The organism is Variovorax sp. PEI5, from assembly GCF_056679935.1.
On the sequence record NZ_CM155257.1, the window covers coordinates 1271098 to 1289377 of the forward strand.

18 protein-coding genes are annotated in these 18280 nt (G+C 71.5%); 12 read left to right on the forward strand and 6 right to left on the reverse strand.

Annotated elements, in window-relative coordinates; all coding sequences use genetic code 11:
- Positions 1–70: 70 nt before the first annotated feature.
- Complete coding sequence (gene atzF, locus AC1MLT_RS05825) at positions 71–1804, reverse strand: allophanate hydrolase (protein WP_481034332.1); 1734 nt, start codon at positions 1802–1804, stop codon at positions 71–73.
- Positions 1805–1925: 121 nt separating this feature from the next.
- On the opposite strand from atzF, the gene AC1MLT_RS05830 reads away from it, so the two are divergent.
- The 4 genes from AC1MLT_RS05830 to AC1MLT_RS05845 all read left to right on the forward strand — a co-directional run bounded on the left by AC1MLT_RS05830 (position 1926) and on the right by AC1MLT_RS05845 (position 6411).
- Complete coding sequence (locus tag AC1MLT_RS05830; RefSeq protein ID WP_481034334.1) at positions 1926–2402, forward strand: GFA family protein; 477 nt, start codon at positions 1926–1928, stop codon at positions 2400–2402.
- Between the two features lie 198 nt (positions 2403–2600).
- Positions 2601–3473: a glucose 1-dehydrogenase gene (locus tag AC1MLT_RS05835; protein WP_481034335.1), complete on the forward strand. Its 873-nt coding sequence runs from the start codon at positions 2601–2603 to the stop codon at positions 3471–3473.
- A gap of 17 nt (positions 3474–3490) precedes the next feature.
- Positions 3491–4867: an alpha/beta fold hydrolase gene (locus AC1MLT_RS05840; RefSeq protein ID WP_481034336.1), complete on the forward strand. Its 1377-nt coding sequence runs from the start codon at positions 3491–3493 to the stop codon at positions 4865–4867.
- Entirely contained in the window at positions 4864–6411 is a 1548-nt protein-coding gene (locus AC1MLT_RS05845; RefSeq protein WP_481034337.1) for a GMC family oxidoreductase, read from the forward strand. Before AC1MLT_RS05840 ends, AC1MLT_RS05845 begins: the two co-directional genes overlap by 4 nt.
- A 61-nt stretch (positions 6412–6472) precedes the next feature.
- Here the strand turns inward: AC1MLT_RS05845 and AC1MLT_RS05850 are convergent, their stop codons facing one another.
- Positions 6473–7300, reverse strand: coding sequence for a transporter substrate-binding domain-containing protein (locus tag AC1MLT_RS05850; RefSeq protein ID WP_481034338.1), 828 nt, complete (start codon positions 7298–7300; stop codon positions 6473–6475).
- A gap of 121 nt (positions 7301–7421) precedes the next feature.
- On the opposite strand from AC1MLT_RS05850, the gene AC1MLT_RS05855 reads away from it, so the two are divergent.
- The 3 genes from AC1MLT_RS05855 to AC1MLT_RS05865 all read left to right on the forward strand — a co-directional run bounded on the left by AC1MLT_RS05855 (position 7422) and on the right by AC1MLT_RS05865 (position 9916).
- The gene (locus tag AC1MLT_RS05855) at positions 7422–8396 is read left to right on the forward strand and encodes a LysR substrate-binding domain-containing protein (protein WP_481034339.1); all 975 of its coding nucleotides are present in this window, start codon (positions 7422–7424) and stop codon (positions 8394–8396) included.
- 96 nt (positions 8397–8492) lie between these two features.
- Positions 8493–9065, forward strand: a complete 573-nt coding sequence (locus tag AC1MLT_RS05860) for a carboxymuconolactone decarboxylase family protein (protein WP_481034341.1) — start codon at positions 8493–8495, stop codon at positions 9063–9065.
- The gene (locus AC1MLT_RS05865) at positions 9062–9916 is read left to right on the forward strand and encodes an amidohydrolase family protein (protein ID WP_481034343.1); all 855 of its coding nucleotides are present in this window, start codon (positions 9062–9064) and stop codon (positions 9914–9916) included. The genes AC1MLT_RS05860 and AC1MLT_RS05865 overlap by 4 nt, the downstream gene beginning before the upstream one ends.
- Before the next feature lie 21 nt (positions 9917–9937).
- Here the strand turns inward: AC1MLT_RS05865 and AC1MLT_RS05870 are convergent, their stop codons facing one another.
- Positions 9938–10723 (reverse strand): IclR family transcriptional regulator, encoded by a 786-nt coding sequence (locus AC1MLT_RS05870; RefSeq protein WP_481034344.1) that lies wholly within the window; start codon positions 10721–10723, stop codon positions 9938–9940.
- 208 nt (positions 10724–10931) lie between these two features.
- Between AC1MLT_RS05870 and AC1MLT_RS05875 the strand changes: the two genes are divergently transcribed.
- The 4 genes from AC1MLT_RS05875 to AC1MLT_RS05890 are packed head-to-tail and all read left to right on the forward strand — an operon-like array spanning position 10932 to position 14828.
- Positions 10932–11894, forward strand: coding sequence for an MBL fold metallo-hydrolase (locus AC1MLT_RS05875; RefSeq protein ID WP_481034345.1), 963 nt, complete (start codon positions 10932–10934; stop codon positions 11892–11894).
- 17 nt (positions 11895–11911) lie between these two features.
- Positions 11912–13600: an FAD-dependent oxidoreductase gene (locus AC1MLT_RS05880; RefSeq protein WP_481034346.1), complete on the forward strand. Its 1689-nt coding sequence runs from the start codon at positions 11912–11914 to the stop codon at positions 13598–13600.
- 10 nt (positions 13601–13610) lie between these two features.
- Positions 13611–13817 (forward strand): DUF2783 domain-containing protein, encoded by a 207-nt coding sequence (locus AC1MLT_RS05885; protein WP_481034348.1) that lies wholly within the window; start codon positions 13611–13613, stop codon positions 13815–13817.
- Between the two features lie 45 nt (positions 13818–13862).
- Positions 13863–14828, forward strand: a complete 966-nt coding sequence (locus AC1MLT_RS05890; protein WP_481034350.1) for a Bug family tripartite tricarboxylate transporter substrate binding protein — start codon at positions 13863–13865, stop codon at positions 14826–14828.
- An 85-nt stretch (positions 14829–14913) separates the two neighbouring features.
- Here AC1MLT_RS05890 and AC1MLT_RS05895 read toward each other — a convergent pair whose 3' ends face one another.
- The 3 genes from AC1MLT_RS05895 to AC1MLT_RS05905 all read right to left on the reverse strand — a co-directional run bounded on the left by AC1MLT_RS05895 (position 14914) and on the right by AC1MLT_RS05905 (position 17596).
- Positions 14914–15525, reverse strand: a complete 612-nt coding sequence (locus AC1MLT_RS05895) for a peptidase associated/transthyretin-like domain-containing protein (protein WP_481034351.1) — start codon at positions 15523–15525, stop codon at positions 14914–14916.
- A gap of 20 nt (positions 15526–15545) precedes the next feature.
- Positions 15546–16238: a protocatechuate 3,4-dioxygenase subunit beta gene (pcaH, locus tag AC1MLT_RS05900; protein ID WP_481034352.1), complete on the reverse strand. Its 693-nt coding sequence runs from the start codon at positions 16236–16238 to the stop codon at positions 15546–15548.
- Positions 16239–16366: 128 nt separating this feature from the next.
- Positions 16367–17596 carry an acyl-CoA dehydrogenase family protein gene (locus AC1MLT_RS05905; protein WP_481034354.1) on the reverse strand — a complete coding sequence of 410 codons (1230 nt, stop codon included), beginning with the start codon at positions 17594–17596 and terminating at the stop codon, positions 16367–16369.
- A 162-nt stretch (positions 17597–17758) separates the two neighbouring features.
- Between AC1MLT_RS05905 and AC1MLT_RS05910 the strand changes: the two genes are divergently transcribed.
- On the forward strand, positions 17759–18184 hold the full coding sequence (locus AC1MLT_RS05910; RefSeq protein ID WP_481034355.1) for a DUF2845 domain-containing protein: 426 nt from the start codon (positions 17759–17761) through the stop codon (positions 18182–18184).
- Positions 18185–18280: the final 96 nt, after the last annotated feature.

Below are 18280 nucleotides of genomic sequence, written 5' to 3' on the forward strand. Positions count from 1 at the left end.
CCTTGGGGTGGGGGATGGAAAGACCGGGGTCGCGGTCGGGAACGGTGTCGGGAGCGGATGCGCCGCGCCTTCAGGCGGGCGTCGCCCGGCGTGATTCGATGTAGCGGCGCCAGCCGCCGTGGTGCGTGATGTCCTCGGCGCCCTCGAGCGCCAGCGACTCGCAGACGAAGCCCTGCACGCTGCTGCCGTCCTCCAGCGTCAGGGTGCCGATGCCCAGCGGCGCCGGGATCAGGGCGACGAAGGAGCCATAGGCCGCCATCGGCATCTCCCAGACCTCGACCACCAGCGCGGCGCCCTCGCCCGCCGGCACGCGCACCATGCCGGGCTTGGGCGGCACGGTGCCGGGCAGCGCGTAGAGCCGGTAGTGCGGCGCGCTGCGCGTCTCGCGCAGGCGCACGGCGCCGCGCTCGGTGAGCTGGCCGTTGAGCGGCATGCCCGAGAGATGGGCGCCGACCACCGCCACCCGCATCGTCGGCACGTCGCCGAAGGCCGGCACCGGCAGCGCCGCCGCCGCGGGCATCGCCGCGCCCGTCGCGCCCAGGGTCAGGCCGCTGGCGTGATGCAGCCGCTGGCCGAGTCCGGCGAGCTGCCAGTCGCTGCCGCACGGGCCGATCAGCGTGACGCCGAACGGCAGGCCATCGGCGCGCAGGCACGTCGGCACCGACAGCGCGGCGTAGTCGAGCAGGTTGACGAAGTTGGTGTAGGCGCCCAGGTTGCGGTTCTGCGCCACCGGATCGGCGCACATGGCCTCGATGGTCACGTGCGTCGGCGCCGTCGGCACCACCAGCACGTCGATGTCGCGCCACATCGGCGCAACGCGCTGCGCCAGCGCGCGCAGTCGGATCTGCGCATCGACGAGATCGGCGGCGCCATAGCGCCGGCCCTGCGCCAGGATGCCGCGCACCGGCTCGATCACCGCCGCCTCGTGGGCATCGAAGAAATCGCGCACGGCGGCATAGCGCTCGGCCACCAGCGCGCTGTCGTAGAGCAGCGCCGCGATCTCGGCCAGCGGCGCGTAGTCGATCGCCACGCGGGTCGCGCCCAATGCCTCCAGCTGCGCGAGCGACCGTTCGAAGGCGGCGGCCGAATCGGCATCGCCGAAGAATTCGAGCGTCGCGGGCACGCCCACGCGCGGCCGCATCGGCAAGGGCGCGGTCGCCAGGGGCAGGTCGCGCGAATAGGGGTCGAGCATGTCGGGGCCCAGCGCCACCGCCAGCACGCGCGCGGCCAGCTCGACGGTGCGCGCGAAGATCGACACGCAGTCCACGCTCTGCGCCGCCGGCACCACGCCACGCGCGCTGATCAGGCCCCGGCTGGGCTTCAGGCCGACGATGTTGTTGAGGCCGGCGGGCACGCGGCCGGAGCCGGCGGTGTCGGTGCCCAGCGCGAAGTCGACCTCCCCGGTGGCGACCACCCGCGCCGAGCCGGCGCTGGAGCCGCCCGACACATAGCGCGCGTCGAAGGCATTGGGCACCGCGCCATAGGGCGAGCGCGTGCCGTTGAGGCCGCAGGCGAACTGGTCGAGGTTGGTCTTGCCCACCAGCACCGCGCCGGCGGCGAGCAATCGCGCCACCACCGTGGCGTGCGTCGCCGCGTCGTAGGCGAATTCGGGGCAGGCGGCGGTGGTCGGCCAGCCGGCGACGTCGATGTTGTCCTTGACCGCGAAGCGCAGGCCGGCGAGCGGGCCGTCGGCGGCGGCCGCCGCATCGGCCAGCGGCGGATCGATGCGCGCGATCCAGGCGGCGGCGGGATCGGCGGCGGGCGCCGGGGCGTGGGGGGTCGTGTCGTCGTCGTGCACCATCATCAAGCATCCTGTCTTGTGTACATGACGAGATGCAAGTGGCGTGCCAACGAGCGTCGGCACCGGACTAGACTGAGCCGACCGGCCCGGGCGCCGGCCACCCTCCGACCCGAAGGCATCGCACATGAACCCGAACAGCCCCGATCGCGCAGTCCTGCTCCACGCGGCCTGCCATTGCACGACGGTGCGCTTCACCGTCCGCTTCGCCGACGGCCTGGGCGCGGCACGGCGCTGCAACTGCTCCTACTGCCGCATGCGGGGCGCGGTGGTGCTGTCGGCCGACCTGGCGGACATCGCGGTGCTGCAGGGCGAGGAAGCGCTCACGCTCTACCAGTTCAACACCGGCGAGGCCCGGCACTACTTCTGCGGCCGCTGCGGCATCTACACCTTCCACCAGCGCCGCTCGATGCCGCACCAGTATGGCGTCAACGCGGCCTGCCTCGAGGGCCTCAGTCCGTTCGACTTCCAGGACGTGCCCGTGATGGAGGGGCGCTCGCATCCGAAGGACCGCGCCGACGGCCGCCCGGTGGTCGCCGGCTGGCTGCGCTACCGCGACGAGGTGCCCGGCACCGAGGCGCCGCGCGCCGCCCCGGCACCCTGAGACGGCGCCCGCTCTCCTGCCGGCAGCGCCGGCTCCCGCTCGCCAATGAGCGCAAAACTACAGCCCGACAAGCCGCCAGCGCACAGGCGATCCAGCACCCGGCATCGAGATTGCCCGTCTCGCGCGGGGCTGCAGCGGCACGCCCCGGCTCCCCTCTTCCAAAGCTTCCAAGCAACCTCGAGCCTCCTGGAGTCCCCCATGTCCGATTCGCAGAACAGCCCCCGTCCCGAACCCCCCTTCGACACCCCCGCGCAGGCCTACCCGGGCGACACCGCCCACATGGCGCCGCGTCCCGACCATGGCGAGGAGAGCTATCGCGGCTCCGGCCGCCTCGCCGGCAAGGTGGCCATCATCACCGGCGCCGACAGCGGCATCGGCCGGGCCGTGGCCATCGCCTATGCCCGCGAGGGCGCCGATCTGCTGCTGACCTACCTGGACGAGCACGACGACGCCGCCGAGACCGCGCGCTGGGTCGAGCGGGCCGGCCGCAAGGCCGTGGTGCTGGCGGCCGACCTGTCGCGGCGCGAGGCCGCGCGCGAGATCGTCGACAAGGCGGTCGAGGCCTTCGGCCGCATCGACGTGCTGGTGAACAACGCCGCCTACCAGAAGTGCGCCGATTCGATCGACGAGATCTCCGAGGACGACTGGGAGCACCACTTCGCGGTCAACGTGCACGCCATGTTCTATCTGGTCAAGGCCTCCGTGCCGCACATGAAGCCCGGCGGCGCCATCGTCAACACGGCCTCCATGAATGCCAAGATGCCGGTGCCGCGCCAGATCGCCTACTCCGGCACCAAGGCCGCCATCACCAACATCACGGCCAACCTGGCGCGCCTGCTGGCCGACAAGCAGATCCGCGTCAACGCGGTGCTGCCCGGCCCGATCTGGACCCCCCTGATCCCGGCCACCATGAACGAGGAGGAAGTCTCCAAGTTCGGCAGCCAGGTGCCGATGAAGCGGCCCGGGCAGCCGGTGGAGGTGGCGCCGCCCTTCGTCATGCTGGCCTCCGACGAGGGCAGCTACATGTCGGGCACCATGATCGCCGTCACCGGCGGCGCCGGCCTGCTGTGAGCGAACGGACATCATCGATGAACGATCGACCCGTGCTCTTCATGCTGCATGCGCTGGGCGGCAGCGCGCGCGCCTGGGATGGCGTCGCCGCGGCGCTGGGCGAGGACTTCGAGGTCGTCGCGATCGACCTGCCGGGCTTCGGCGACGCGCATCGGATGGCCGATGCGCGGGTCGTCGACATGGCCGACCAGGTCTGCGCCGTGGTGCGCATGCATGGCGCCGCCCGCTGGCTGCTGGTCGGCCACAGCATGGGCGGCAAGATCGCGTCGATCGTCGCCGCGCGCGCCCTGGCCGGCGAGCCAGGCCTGTTCGGTCTCGCCGGCGTGGTGCTGCTGGCCGCCTCCCCGCCCTCGCCTGAACCCATGGACGAGGCACGGCGCCGGACCATGATCGGCTGGGCCACGTCGGGGCCACTGGATGCCGCCGCCGCCCGCACCTTCGTCGACGACAACGTCGGCGCGGCGCTGCCCGCCGGGGTCGACCGCCAGGCCCTGGACGACCTGCGCCGCGCCGCGCCCCACGCCTGGCTCTCCTGGCTCGAGCGCGGCAGCCTGGAGGACTGGTCGGGCGAAGTCGGCACGCTCGACGTGCCGGCGCTGATCGTCGCCGGCGGCGCCGATGGCGACCTGGGCGAGGACGGCCAGCGCGCCACCAATGCGCGGGTCTATCCGCGCGCCCGCATCGCGGTCGAGGAAGGCGCCGGCCACCTGCTGCCGCTGGAGCGCCCGCGCGAGATCGCCGGACGCATCGCGCGCTTCTGGCACGAGACCGCCGGCACCGGTCCGGCGGTGCCGGCCGACTTCGCGCGCCTGATCGCCTCTGCCCGCGTGAGCCGCCGATTGCGCGCCACGCTGGCGCTGCGGGCCCTGGCCGACGCCGCCGACTACGCGCCGGCCGTGCTATCGCCCACGCAACTGCGCACGCTGCGCGCCGTGGCCGGGCGCATCGTGCCGCAGACCGGCCCGACGCTCGACCTCGCCGCGCGCCTCGACGCCCAGCTCGCGGCGGGCGGTGGCGACGGCTGGCGCTTCGCCGACCTGCCGCCGGACCGCCAGGCCCATGCCCTGGCGCTGGACGCCCTGGCCGGCTTCGAGACCGGGTCCGGCGACGAGCAGCATGCGCGCCTGACCGAATTGGCCGAGGGCCGGTTCACCGGCGCGGCCCTGTCGGCATCGCAGATGAAGCAGTGGTTCGAGGACCTGGGCGCCGACCTGGTGCGCCTCTGGCTGGCGCATCCCGCGACCATGGCGCGCATCGGCTTCGATGGCTTCGCCAATGGCGGCGATGGCACGCGCAAGCAGGGCTTCGAGCGGCTCGGAGCCGACGAGCGCGAAGCCTGGGAACCGCTGATCGTGGTGGAACCGCTGGCGCCCCGGATGGAGGTGGCGCGATGAACCTCGATGCGATGCAACGCCACGACGACGGCTCGGTTGTCGATGCGGTGGTGGTGGGCACGGGCGCCGGTGGCGCGCCGCTGCTGGCGATGCTGGCCGCGCGCGGCCTGCGGGTGGTGGCGCTGGAGGCCGGACGGCACTGGGAGTCCGGCGAGCACATCGCCGACGAGACCGAGGGCACGGACATCAACTGGATGGAGGAGCGCCTGAGCGGCGGCGCCACCCCGACCGCCTTCGGCGCCAACAACAGCGGCATCGGCGTCGGCGGCTCGACCCTGCACTGGGGCGCCTTCACGCCACGCCCCGACCCACGCGACCTGCGGCTGCGCACCCTGACGGGCGTCGGGCACGACTGGCCGATCGGCCATGCCGAGCTGACCGGCTACATCGAGCGCGTCGAGCGCTTCATCGGCGTCTCCGGTCCGGCCCACTACCCCTGGGACCCGGAACGCCGCTATCCGCTGCCGCCGGCGCGGCGCAACGCCTCGGCCGACATGATGGCGCGCGGCTGCGCCGCGCTCGGCATCCGGACCGCCGACGCGCCGGCGGCGCTGGCCTCGCGCGACTGGCAGCAGGAAGGCGCCGGCCTGCGCCAGGCCTGCGTCAACTGCGGCTCCTGCCATCAAGGCTGCCGCAATGCCTCCAAGGCCAGCATGGACCTGACCTACCTGCCCCTGGCGGTGTCGCATGGCGCCGAGATCCGGGCCGGCTGTCGGGTCCATGGCATCGAGCGCGATGCCTCCGGCCGGGTCACCGCCGTGGTCTACCGGCAGCGCGGCGTCGACCGCCGCCAGCGTTGCGCGGCGCTGTTCCTGTGCGCCGGCGGCGTCGAGACGCCCCGGCTGCTGCTGCACACCGGCCTGGCCAATGGCAGCGGCCAGGTCGGCCGCAACTTCCTGGCCCATGGCGCGACCCAGGTCTGGGGTCGCTTCGACACCGAGATGCGCGGCTATCGCGGCTATCCGTCCTCGCTCATCACCGAGGACACCGTGCGTCCGGCGGATGCCGACTTCGCCGGCGGCTACCTGATCCAGAGCCTGGGCGTCATGCCCGCCACGCTGGCGACCTCGATGGTGCGCGGCGCCGGCCTGTGGGGCCAGGCCCTGGTGGACGCGGTCGACGACTACCGGTTCATGGCCGGCGTCGGCATCAATGCCGAATGCCTGCCGGCCGAGGGCAACCGGCTGGAACTGTCGGACGAGCTCGATGCCTTCGGCATGCCCAAGGCGGTCGTCAGCTTCAGCGCCGGCGACAACGAGAAGGCGATCGAGCGGCATGCGATCGATGTCATGCGGCGCATCGTCGAGGCCGCCGGGGCGACCGAGACGCGGGTGCTGGCGCGCACCGCGCACACCATCGGCACCTGCCGCATGGGCACCGACGCAAACGACGCGGTGGTCGATGCCGATGGCCGCAGCTTCGACATCGACAACCTCTGGGTCTGCGACAACTCGGTGTTCCCGAGCGCCCTGATCGCCAATCCGGCGCTGACCATCATGGCGCTCTCGCTGCGCACGGCCGAGCGCTTCATGGCCGCCGCCTGAGCGCGGCCATCCGCCCGCGCCGCGCCGCCCGTCGCAAGACGGCGCGGCGCGGTACCGGGCCTCATTTCAGCCAGCGGTCCATCACCGGCTGGAACTCCCCGCCGGCGCGCGCCAGGTGCAGCCACTGATCGACATAGGCCTTGAAGGCGACATCGTCGCGCGGCAGCATCCAGGCCATCTCGCCGTACTGCAAGGGCCGGTCGGGGTTGATGGCGCACAGGCCGGGCTTGAGCTTCTGCTGCGTGATGGCCTCGGCCGATTCGGTGACGAAGACATCGGCGCGACCGGCCAGGATCTCGTCGAAGATGGTCACGTTCTCGCCATGCAGGGTCAGGCGGGCGCGCTTGAAGTTGGCGCGCGCGAAGCGCTCGTTGCTGCCGCCCGGATTGAAGATCACGCGCGTGGCGGGCTGGTCGATGGCGGCCACGCTCTGGTACCTGGCGACATCGGCGCAGCGCGCGATGGGCGTCTTGCCATTGACCATGTAGGGCGTGCTGAAGAAGGCGCGCTTCTGCCGCTCGGTCGTCACCGACACGCCGCCGACGGCGATGTCGCACTTCCCGGCCGCCAGGTCGGGCAGGAGATTCGCCCAGGTGGTCTTGATCCACTGCGGCCTGGCGCCCAGGCTGGCGGCGAACCGGGTCATGAGATCGACGTCGATGCCCTCGTAGCCGCCATCGGCGAGCTGGAAACTGAAGGGACGGTAGTCGCCCGGGGTGCAGATGCGCAGCGCGGCGGCGGCCTGGACGGCATCGAGGCGCGAGGCCGTGGCCTGGGTCGGCGCGGCGCTCGACGCGACATCCGCCGTCGGCGGCGGCATGGCGCAGCCGGCGAGCGCGGCGAGGGAGGCGGTGGCGAGGATGGAACGGATGGATGGCGCGACGCGCATGGACGGGACTCCTGAAGGGATGAGGGCAACACGGGGCCGGAAGCGAGCCCGCATTCTGGCCGCGCGCCGCGCGCCGCGCCTGCATCGCACAATGGCGGCATCCCCGTTCTTTCCCACCACCATGCCAGCCAGCAAAGCCACCCAGATCCGGCTCGATGTCGCGTCCGATCTGCAGAAGTGGCGCGCCTTCCTCGCCATCGCCGAGCTCGGCAGCCTGACGCGCGCGGCCTTGTTCCTCGACAGCAACCAGTCGCTGCTCAGCCGCCACCTCAACGCGCTGGAGCGCGATTGCAAGGCGCGCCTGTTCAACCGCACCGGGCGCGGCGTCGCGCTGTCGGACGTCGGCGAGCGCATCCTGCCGCTGGTGAGGTCGCTGCTGGCCGATGCCGAGCAGCTGGAGCTGGAGATCCGTGGCGACGCGCGCGAGCCGGCCGGACGCGTGACCATCGGCTCGCTGCCCTCGATCACCAATCCGATGGTCGGGCGGCTGTTCCACCAGCTGCGCGAGCGTCATCCGGGCATCCGGCTGAAGGTGCTCGAGGGCTCCAGCGGCCAGGTCGAGGAATGGCTGGCCGACGCCCGCGTCGACATCGCCATCCTCTATCGCTATGGCAGCGCGCAGCCGGAGCACGAGCAGGTGCTGGCCACCGTCGACAGCTACCTGATCGGCCCCGGCGGCGACCGCCTCACCGCCGCGCCGGAGGTGCCGTTTGGCGCGCTGCACGAGCTGCCCTTCATCCTGCCGAGCGCGCCCAACGGCCTGCGCACGGCGCTCGACGCGATGGCGCGGCAGGAGCGCATCACGCTGGAGCCGGCGATCGAGGCCGATTCGCTGCCGCTGATGCGCGCGCTGGTGGCCGAGGCCCGGCTCTACACCGTGCTGCCGCTGCATGCCGTCTGGACCGAGCAGCGCGAGGGCCGGCTGCAGGCCGCGCGCATCGTCTCGCCGGCGCTGCAGCGCAATGTCTCGATGGCGCTGGCGCGGACCAAGGGCCCGGGCCGCGCGGTCGCGGCGGTGGCCGCCGAGATGGTCGCGATCGTCGAGGACAGCGCGCGCACCGGCATGTGGAACGCCGCCCTGGCCGCGCGCGCATAGCAGCGTTGCGCCGGCCGGCGCCACAGGCGCCGCGAGGGCGACTACGCTCGGTCGGCTCCCCTGCTTTCCCGACGACCCCGACCGGAACACCCCCGCATGCCGCGCATCCCCCTCTTCCCCCACGACACCATGGACGACGCCCAGCGCGCCGTGCTCGAGCGCATCGTCTCGGGCCCGCGCGGGCGCATCCAGGGCCCGCTGCGCGCCGCGCTGCACAACCCCGAGCTGGCCGACCGCTGGCAGGCGCTGGGCGCGCTGCTGCGCTATGGCACCACGCTGCCGCCGCGCCTGTCGGAGCTGGCGATCCTGGTCACCGGCCGCGCCTGCCGCTCGCCCTTCGAGTGGTACGCGCATCGTGCCGAGGCCGAGCGCGCCGGCATCGAGGCGCCGATCATCGAGGCCCTGCTGGCGCAGGCCGAGCCACCGGGCCTGACGGCGCAGGAGCTGGCGCTCTACCACTACGCGGCCGAGCTCAACCGCGAGCGCTCGGTCCGCGATGCCACCTACGCCACGGCGCTGGCGCAGCTGGGCGCGCGCGCGATCGTCGAGCTGACGGCACTGATCGGCTACTACACGATGGTCGCGATGACGCTCAACTGCCACGAGATCCCGCTGCCCGAGGGCGTCGAGCCGGCATTCCCGCTGCCCCAGCACGCCATCGCGCCATGAGCACCGCATCGCCCTCCACCGCATCGCCCGCGCGACCGGCACCGGCCGGCGGCTGGGATTGCCACGCGCACCTGTTCGGTCCCTACGACCGCTTTCCGCTCGCCGCCGACCGCAGCTACACCCCGCCCGAGGCCGTGCTGGCGCAGTACGGCATGCTGCTGGCCCGGCTGGGCCTGGACCATGGCGTGCTGGTGCATCCGAGCGCCTATGGCCGTGATCATTCGCTGCTGCTGCACGCGCTGGCCACCCATGCCGGGCTGCGTGGCGTGGTCGTCGCGCAGGCCGGCGACGACGCGCCGGACTTCCGCGACCTGCGCGCGCGCGGCGTGCGCGGCGCGCGCTTCAGCCATCGCAGCGGCGCCGGCGGCAACTTCGCCGGCAGCGCCTCCTTCGACGACCTGCGCGCGCTGGCACCGGCGCTGGCCGATGCCGGCATCCATGCCGAGCTGTGGACCGACTGCCGCGCCCTGCCCGCCATCGCCGACGACCTGCTCGGGTTGCCGGTGCCGGTCGTGATCGACCACATGGGCGGCTTCGACGTCGATGCCGGCATCGACGATCCGGGCTTCCGCGCGCTGCTCGACCTGCTGGAGAGCGGGCGCGTCTGGGTCAAGCTGTGCGCCTATCGCAACCTGCTGGGCCATCCCGACCCGGAGGCCGGCCGGCCGTTCCAGCGCCGCATGACCGAAGCCCATCCCGAGCATCTGGTGTGGGGCAGCGACTGGCCGCACCTGCGCGTCTCGCCCGCGCCCGATGCCGCGCATCTGCTGGCGATGTTCGAGGACTGGTGCGGCGATGCCCGGCTCGTCGAGCGCATCCTGCGCGTGAATCCCGCCACGCTGTACGGCTGAGCGCGCGCCGGCCCCGGCGGTTCAGCGGGGACGCCAGCCGAGGCGGTTCGAGACCTCCGCGGCCGCTTCGCGGACGGCCGTCGCGATGTCGGAATCCCAGGCGGCCGAAAAACGATCCTGGTGACCCAGGGCCGTGATGACGATCGCGGGCTCGCCCTCGTGGTCGAAGGCCGGCGCGCTGAACGCGTTGACACCCGGGACGGGCCGGCCTTCGGCTCGCGTCACGCCGTGCTCGCGCAGTTCGGCGACGGCGTCGCGCAGCGCATCGGAATGGCCTTTGAAGACCAGCGTCCGCGGATCGCCCGAATCACCCAGCGCGAGCGCCGTGGTCTTCTCGACGCGGCCGGGCGGCAGCGCGCCGGCGAATGCGCGGCCGGTGGCCGTGCCCAGGATGGACATCACGGTGCCCGAGCGCATGGCGACGTGCAGCGCCTCGCGCGCCTCGATCATCCGGATGATGGTCGGCCCGAGGTTGCCCCAAACCGCCAGCGCGACCGCGTGCCCCGACGCCGCGGCGAGTCGCTGCGCCACGGGCCAGGCGGCCCGCACCGGGTCGAGCTGGTGCAGGCACGTCAGGCCCAGCTGAAGCGCCGCCGGACCCAGCGCGTAGTGGCCGGTATCCGACTGCTGCTCGATCAGGCCGAGCTTGCCGAAGCTCACCAGGTACGGATGCGCCCGGGAAGCCGGCAGGTCCGACCGGCTGGAGAGGTCGCGCAACGACAGCGGCGTGGGGCTGTTGGCCAACGCCAGCAGCAGGCGCCCTCCCACCTCGATCGACTGCACGGCACGCTGCTCTTTGTCCTGCATGGTCATCTTCCTGAATGTTCTCCAAGTCTAGTTTGCACGGGGCTAAGTACTTTGCCATTCACAAACTTCGATTCGGATCCGCTGGCGCCTGAACACGTATCAGGGAAAATACCGAGTTAGTTCTGCGCAAATCAGTTTGCCCAATACAAACTCAATGCGCACAATGCAAACACGTTTGTCAGAAACAAAACTTCTTTGCAGGAACGACATGAGCGCCACCAGGAAATTCGCCAGCCAAGCCGACCTCGAGGAAAAGCAGGTCACCTTCAGCCAGATCTCCGAGCACGCCTGGGCCTACACCGCGGAAGGCGATCCCAACACCGGCATCGTCATCGGCGACGACGCGGTGCTGGTGGCCGACACCCAGGCCACCCCGGCCATGGCGGCCGACGTGATCCGCCGCATCCGCGAGGTCACCGACAAACCCATCCGGTATGTCGTGCTGACGCACTACCACGCGGTGCGCGTGCTGGGCGCCAGCGCCTTCGGTGCCGAGCACATCCTGGCCAGCCAGGACACGCACGACCTGATCGTCGAGCGTGGCGAGTTCGACAAGGCCAGCGAGATCGGCCGCTTCCCGCGCCTGTTTCGCAATGTCGAGTCCGTGCCGCCGGGACTGACCTGGCCCACCATGACCTTCACCGGCCGGATGACGCTGTGGCTCGGCAAGCTCGAAGTGCAGCTGATCCAGCTCGGCCGTGGCCACACCAAGGGCGACACCGTGGTCTGGCTGCCGCAGGAACGCGCGATGCTCTCGGGCGACCTGGTCGAGTTCGGTGCCACGCCCTATGCCGGCGACGCCTACTTCAAGGACTGGCCGCAGACGCTGGACAACCTCATGGCGCTCGACCCGGCCGTGGTGGTGCCGGGGCGCGGTGCCGCCCTGACAACGCCCGAGCAGGTGGCCCGGGGCGTGGGCGAGACGCGCGCCTTCATCTCCGATGTCCATGCCAACGTCCAGCGGGGCGTGGCCGCAGGCAAGGACCTGAACGCCGTCTACAGAGACACGATCGAGGCCATGCGGCCGAAGTATGGCCACTGGGTGATCTTCGACCATTGCATGCCCTTCGACGTCACGCGCTGCTACGACGAAGTGACCCGGTACCCCGACCCCCGCATCTGGACCGCCGAGCGCGACGTCGAGATGTGGAAAGCGCTCGAAGGTCAGTGAACTCCACGGCGGACACCATGCAAGCCAATGAACCTTCCTCGCCCGGGGAGACGGCGGTCGACTACCAGAAGCTGGTGTTCGACCATGTGCGCCATGCCGATCAGGACGCATCGCCGCCCGCGCGGCGCCCGGTGGTGGTCGTGGGCGCCGGTCCGGTCGGGCTGGCGCTCGCCATCGACCTGGCGCAGCGCGGCGTGCCGGTGGTGCTGCTGGACGACGACTGCACGCTGTCGACCGGCTCGCGCGCCATCTGCTTCGCCAAGCGCACGCTGGAGATCTTCGACCGGCTCGGCTGCGGCGACCGCATGGTCGACAAGGGCGTCTCCTGGAACGTGGGCCGCGTCTTCTTCCGGGACGAGGAGATCTACAGCTTCGACCTGCTGCCCGAAGCCGGCCACGCGCGGCCGGCCTTCATCAACCTGCAGCAGTATTACGTCGAAGGCTTCCTTGCCGAGCGCGCCGCGCAGCTGCCCCTGATCGATCTGCGCTGGCGGAGCCGCGTGACCCGGGTGGTCCAGCGGGCCGACCACGTCAGGCTGACGGTGGAGACGCCCGACGGCCCCTACGAACTCGATGCCGACCACGTCGCGGCGTGCGACGGCGGCCGCTCCGCCATGCGCCGTCTGCTGGGCCTGGAGAGCAAGGGCCGCCAATTCAAGGACCGCTTCCTGATCGCCGACGTGAAGATGAGGCTGGACCGCCCGGCGGAACGCTGGTTCTGGTTCGACCCGGTGTTCCATCGCAACCAGAGCGTGCTGCTCCACATGCAGCCGGACAACGTCTGGCGCATCGACTTCCAGCTCGGCTGGGACGCCGACCCCGAGGAAGAGAAGAAACCCGAGCGGATCATTCCCCGCGTCAAGGCGTTGCTGGGCGACGACGTGCCCTTCGATCTGGAATGGGCGAGCGTCTACACCTTCTCCTGCCTGCGCATGGACTGCTTCCGCCACGGCCGCGTGTGCTTCGCCGGGGACTCGGCGCACGGGGTGTCGCCCTTCGGCGCGCGCGGCGCCAACTCGGGCGTGCAGGACGCCGAGAACCTGGCGTGGAAGCTCGCCGCCGTCGTCCACGGCCACGCGCCCGATGCGCTGCTGGATACCTATGGTCAGGAGCGCGGGTACGCTGCCGACGAGAACATCCTGAACTCGACACGCGCCACCGACTTCATCACGCCCAAGAGCGAGGTCAGTCGGCTGTTCCGCGACGCCGTGCTCGAACTGGCCAAGCAACACGGTTTCGCGCGGGCGCTGGTGAACAGCGGCCGACTCTCCGTGCCGGCGACATTGCGCGGTTCGCCGCTCAACACGGCCGATGCCGATGCTTTCGAGGGTGCGATGGTGCCCGGTGCCGTGGCGGCCGACGCGCCGGTGGCGCTGGCCGACGGATCGGCCGACTGGCTGCTGGCGCAGAGCCATCCGACGGGCTTCACGGCGGTGGTCTTCGGCACCGGCGAAGCAGCGGACGACGCGAGGCGCGCGATCTCGGCCGCCGCCAGCACCGTCGGCGTGCCGGTGGCGACCGTGCGCATCCCGCTGGACGACGCGCACGCGCTGGCCGCCCGGCGCTACGACGGCCGCGACGGGATGGCCTATCTGTTGCGGCCCGACCAGCACGTCTGTGCCCGCTGGCGCCGGGCCGAAGCCGGCGCCGTCGCCGCGGCCCTGCGCCGCGCGCTCGCCATCGATGTCGACACCCCCATTGCCTGAAGGACCCGCCATGTCGTCATCCGCCTCGGCGCACCTCGTGACCGCGCCCAATTTCGCGTCGCCCGACGATTTCTACGAGGCCCTGATCGAGGCCCACCAAGGTCTGTCCACCGAGGAGAGCCATGCCTTCAATGCGCGGCTCGTCCTGGTACTGGCCAACCACATCGGATCGCTTCCCGTACTGCGCGAAGCATTCCGGGCCGCCGCGCGCGGCTGAGCTCCCGCATACCCCCTGCCCCCATCACAACGACGGAGACATTCCATGATTCGGTTCTGCCTCGCTGGCTTCGCCGGCATCGCCCTGGTCACCACCAGCCTTTTCGCCGCCGCGCAGGACGCCAAGCCCATCGAGTGGGTGGTCGGGTACGCCGCGGGCGGCGGTTCCGACTCGGTGGCGCGGGCCACGGCCGAGACGATGTCCAGGAACCTGGAGCGTCCGATCGTCATCACCAACAAGCCCGGCGCGGCGACCAACATCGCCGCCGATTACGTCGCGCGTTCGAAGGACTACGGCAGTGTCGTGCTGACCGCCGATTTCGCGACGCTGGCGGTCAATCCCTTCCTGTTCTCCAAGCTCAGCTACAGCGCCGAGAAGGACCTGGCCTCCGTCGGCATGCTGGCGCGCTTTCCGCTGGTGCTGGTGGTCGGTCCGCAGGTACCGGCGAAGAGCCTCAAGGAATTCATGGCCTGGGCCAAGGCGCAGCCCGGCGGCGTCAACTACGCCTCGGCCGGCGCGGGCAGCCCGCATCACCTGGCCGGCGAGCTGCTGCGTGAGAAGACCGGCATTCCCATGACGCACGTCGCCTACCGGGGCGCGGCGCCGGCGATGCAGGACATCCTGGGCGGCTCGGTGCCCTTCATGCTGGTCGACACCGCCAGCGGCAACCAGTTCGTGCTCGCCGGCAAGGTCCGGGCGATCGGCGTGGCCAGCGCCCAGCGCGTCGCCTCGCTGCCCGACGTGCCGACGCTGGCCGAACAGGGCCTGGCGGATTTCGAGGCCTACGCCTGGCAGGGCCTGTCGGTGCCGCGCGGCACGCCGCCCGAGACCGTGACCCGACTCAACAAGGCGCTCGTCGACGCCTTGAACTCGACCGCCGTCAAGGCGCGCTTTCTCGCGCTCGGCGTCGAAGGCCTGCCGGGCAGCACCGCCGACATGGACCGCTACGTCAAGGACGAACGCGAGCGCTGGGGCCGACTCATCAAGGCAAACCGCATCCAGGTCGATTGAGGCGCCCGGCGCCCCGCGCCCCGGCGGCCGGCCTCGATCCGCACGGCTTCGTCACCCTCCCCCGTGCGCCATGGCGGTGCGGTGCTCAGCGATAGTCGAAGAAGACGGTCTCGTCCGGTCCCTGGGTGCGCAGCGTCCAGGCATGGCGGCCCCCGCCCAGCGACGTGGCCACGAGCGTGGCGCGGCGCTCGGGTGGCACGGCGGCCAGCAGGTCGCCCTCCGGCGCCAGGAACACCGCCGTGCAGTGGTGGCGCGTCAATCCGAGGCCGAACAGCGTGACGAAGGCGGCCGGCTGGCCCGGCGCCGGCGCCGGCACGCGGAAGCCGAAGCGTCCGCCGGGACCGTTGGGCACGCGCCGGAAGCCGGGCGCGGGATGGCCGGCGGCCGCCTCGGCCTCGACGGCCTGCGGCACCCAGGCCTCGATCAGCCAGGCCGGCAGCGGCGCGCCGGTGCCGTCCTCGACGCCACCCTCGATCCACAGGTCGCCGGTGCCGACGACGGTGTCCAGCACGCCGGCACCGGCATCGGCGACGGCAGCGGGACCATCCCCGGCGGACGTGCCGGCCCAGGCGAAGGCATCGTGGAAGAACGGACCGATGGTGTGGCCGGGCGTGGCCGCGCCGATGGTCGTCGGCACGACCTCGGCGGTGGCGGATGTTGATGCTGATGATTCGACGGTGTCGCGGGGGGTCGTCATGGCGGGCCTCGGCGTCGCGTTCACAGGCCGAACGGCGTGGCGCCACGGCCGCGCAGCACGATGTCGTGGACATAGCCCAGCGCCTCGTCGGCGATGGTCTCCTCCATGCTGAAGCGCGACACCAACGCGCGGCGCGCGGCCTCGTCGGGGATGGTGTTGATGATGGCGTCGTACGGGATCAGCGGATCGTCCGGGAAATACATCTGCGTCACCAGACGCTGCGCATGCACGTTGCCGAACAGCGAGAAGTGGATGTGCGCCGGCCGCCAGGCATTGGCGTGGTTGTTCCAGGGATAGGCGCCCGGACGGATGGTGATGAAGCGGTAGCGGCCGTCGTCGTCGGTCAGGGTGCGGCCCTCGCCGCTGAAGTTGGGGTCGAGCGGCGCGCGATGCTGGTCGTTGGCATGGGTGTAGCGCCCGGCGGCATTGCACTGCCAGATCTCGATCAGCGAACGCCGCACCGGCCGCCCGTCCTCGTCGAGCACGCGGCCGGTGACGACGATGCGCTGGCCGAGCGGTTCGTCCCGGCCCCGGTTGGTGAGGTCGCACGCGCCCGGCGGCACGGCATCCGGGCCAAAGCGCACGCCGGCGCCGGTGGCCGCCTCGCAGGCGACCGCGATGGGCGGGTGGCGCGGTCCGCGCCGCAGCGTGGACCCATAGGCGGGGTCGATGGCGGCGGGTTGCCGCGATTCGGGGATGGGATCGAATCTCACGGTGTCTCCTGGCGGCGGCGCGCCACGGCGGGCACGCTCTTTCTGGGTCGGTCCTCCGGGTCGGTCTTCCCGGCCCTCCAGTCTGCCGCCGGCACCCGATCGCGCCATCCGGGCGCCGGGCATAGCTGCTATGAGGAAACGCGCATGCCCTTGGCGAGTTCGAGCTTGGCGATGGCGTTGCGGTGCACCTCGTCCGGGCCGTCGACGATGCGCACCGTGCGCTGGTGCGCATAGGCCTCGGCCAGCCAGAAGTCCTGGCTGACGCCGGCCGCGCCATGCGCCTGGATCGCCCAGTCCACCACCTTGCACGACATGTTGGGCGCGACCACCTTGATCATGGCGATCTCGGCGCGCGCTTCCTTGTTGCCCACGGTGTCCATCTTGTGGGCGGCGTTCAGCGTCAGCAGCCGGGCCTGGTCGATCAGGCAGCGCGACTCGGCGATGCGCTCGTGCCAGATCGACTGCTCCGACAGCGGCCGGCCGAAGGCGACGCGCGCGCGCAGGCGATCGCACATCATCTCCAGTGCCCGCTCGGCGGCGCCGATGGAGCGCATGCAGTGGTGGATGCGACCCGGGCCGAGCCGGCCCTGCGCGATCTCGAAGCCGCGGCCCTCGCCCAGCAGGATGTTGGAGGCCGGCACGCGCACGTCCTCCAGCAGCACCTCCATGTGGCCATGCGGCGCGTCGTCGTAGCCGAACACGCCGAGATGGCGCACCACCGTCACGCCGGGGGTGTCGCGCGGCACCAGCACCATCGACTGCTGGGCATGGCGCGGCGCGTTGACATCGGTCTTGCCCATGACGATGAAGATCTTGCAGCGCGGGCTGCCGGCGCCCGACGAATACCACTTGCGCCCGTTGATGACGTATTCGTCGCCCTCGCGCCGGATGGTGCACTGGATGTTGGTGGCGTCCGAGGACGCCACGGCCGGCTCCGTCATGAGGAAGCCGGAGCGGATCTCGCCGGCCAGCAGCGGATCGAGCCACTGCTTCTTGTGCGCCTCGGTGCCATAGCGCTCGATGGTCTCCATGTTGCCGGTGTCGGGCGCCGAGCAGTTGAAGACCTCGCCCGACCACGACACGCGCCCCATGACCTCGCACAGCGGCGCGTAGTCGAGGTTGGAGATGCCGGGCACGCCCGCGTACTCGTGCGGCAGGAACATGTTCCACAGGCCGGCCTCGCGCGCCAGCGGCTTGAGCTCCTCGATCAGCGGCACGACCTGCCAGGGATCGCCCTGGCGGCGGAACGCATCCATCTCGGCGTTGTAGCGCGCCTCGTTGGGATAGATGTGCTGGTCGAAGAAGGCGTTGAGGCGCTGCAGCAGTTCGGTCGTCTTGGCGGAGGTCTCGGCAAACATGGCTTGTCCTTTGTCGTCGGGGGGCCGCGCCACTGGACGGGTCGCGCACCGCGGATGATTACAACGCCACGCACCGTGGCGGCGCCGTCGCCGGAGTGACGGACGTCGCGGCCGACCGTCGCCCAGGCGACGCCGGGACGGCCCGCGTGCGAGACTGGCGGCATGCATCGTTCCCATGGCTTCCCGCGTCGCCTGCCCTGGCATCGCATCGACATGGCGGCTGGCGTGCGTCGACTTTCCCTGCGTTGCGCCTTGCTCTGCGTCGTCGCGACCGCGCTGCATCCGCAGGCGGCGGGCGCCCAGTCGCTCCAGTGCGCGGGCAACCTGGTCGGCATCGGCGAGTCCCGCGCCTCGCTGCTGCAGAAGTGCGGCGAACCCATCGCCAGGGAACTCCTGTGCAGACCCGTGGCACCGCAGGAGCGGCTCGTCGCCACGCCGGGCGGTGGCTGGCTGCGGATCCCCTTCGTGCCCCCCTGCATCCCGATGGAGGAATGGACCTACCACCGGGGCGAGGGGAATTTCCTCGGCATCGTCCGCTTCGCCAATGGCGTGGTCGAGTCGGTGCGCGACGGCGAGCGCATGCGCTAGGACCGCACCCACCGCGCATCACGGCACGGTCGGGCAGCCCTCAAAGGCCGTACGCCCCGCATGCCTTCGCGCCCCATCCCGGTGCCCCGGGTCGCT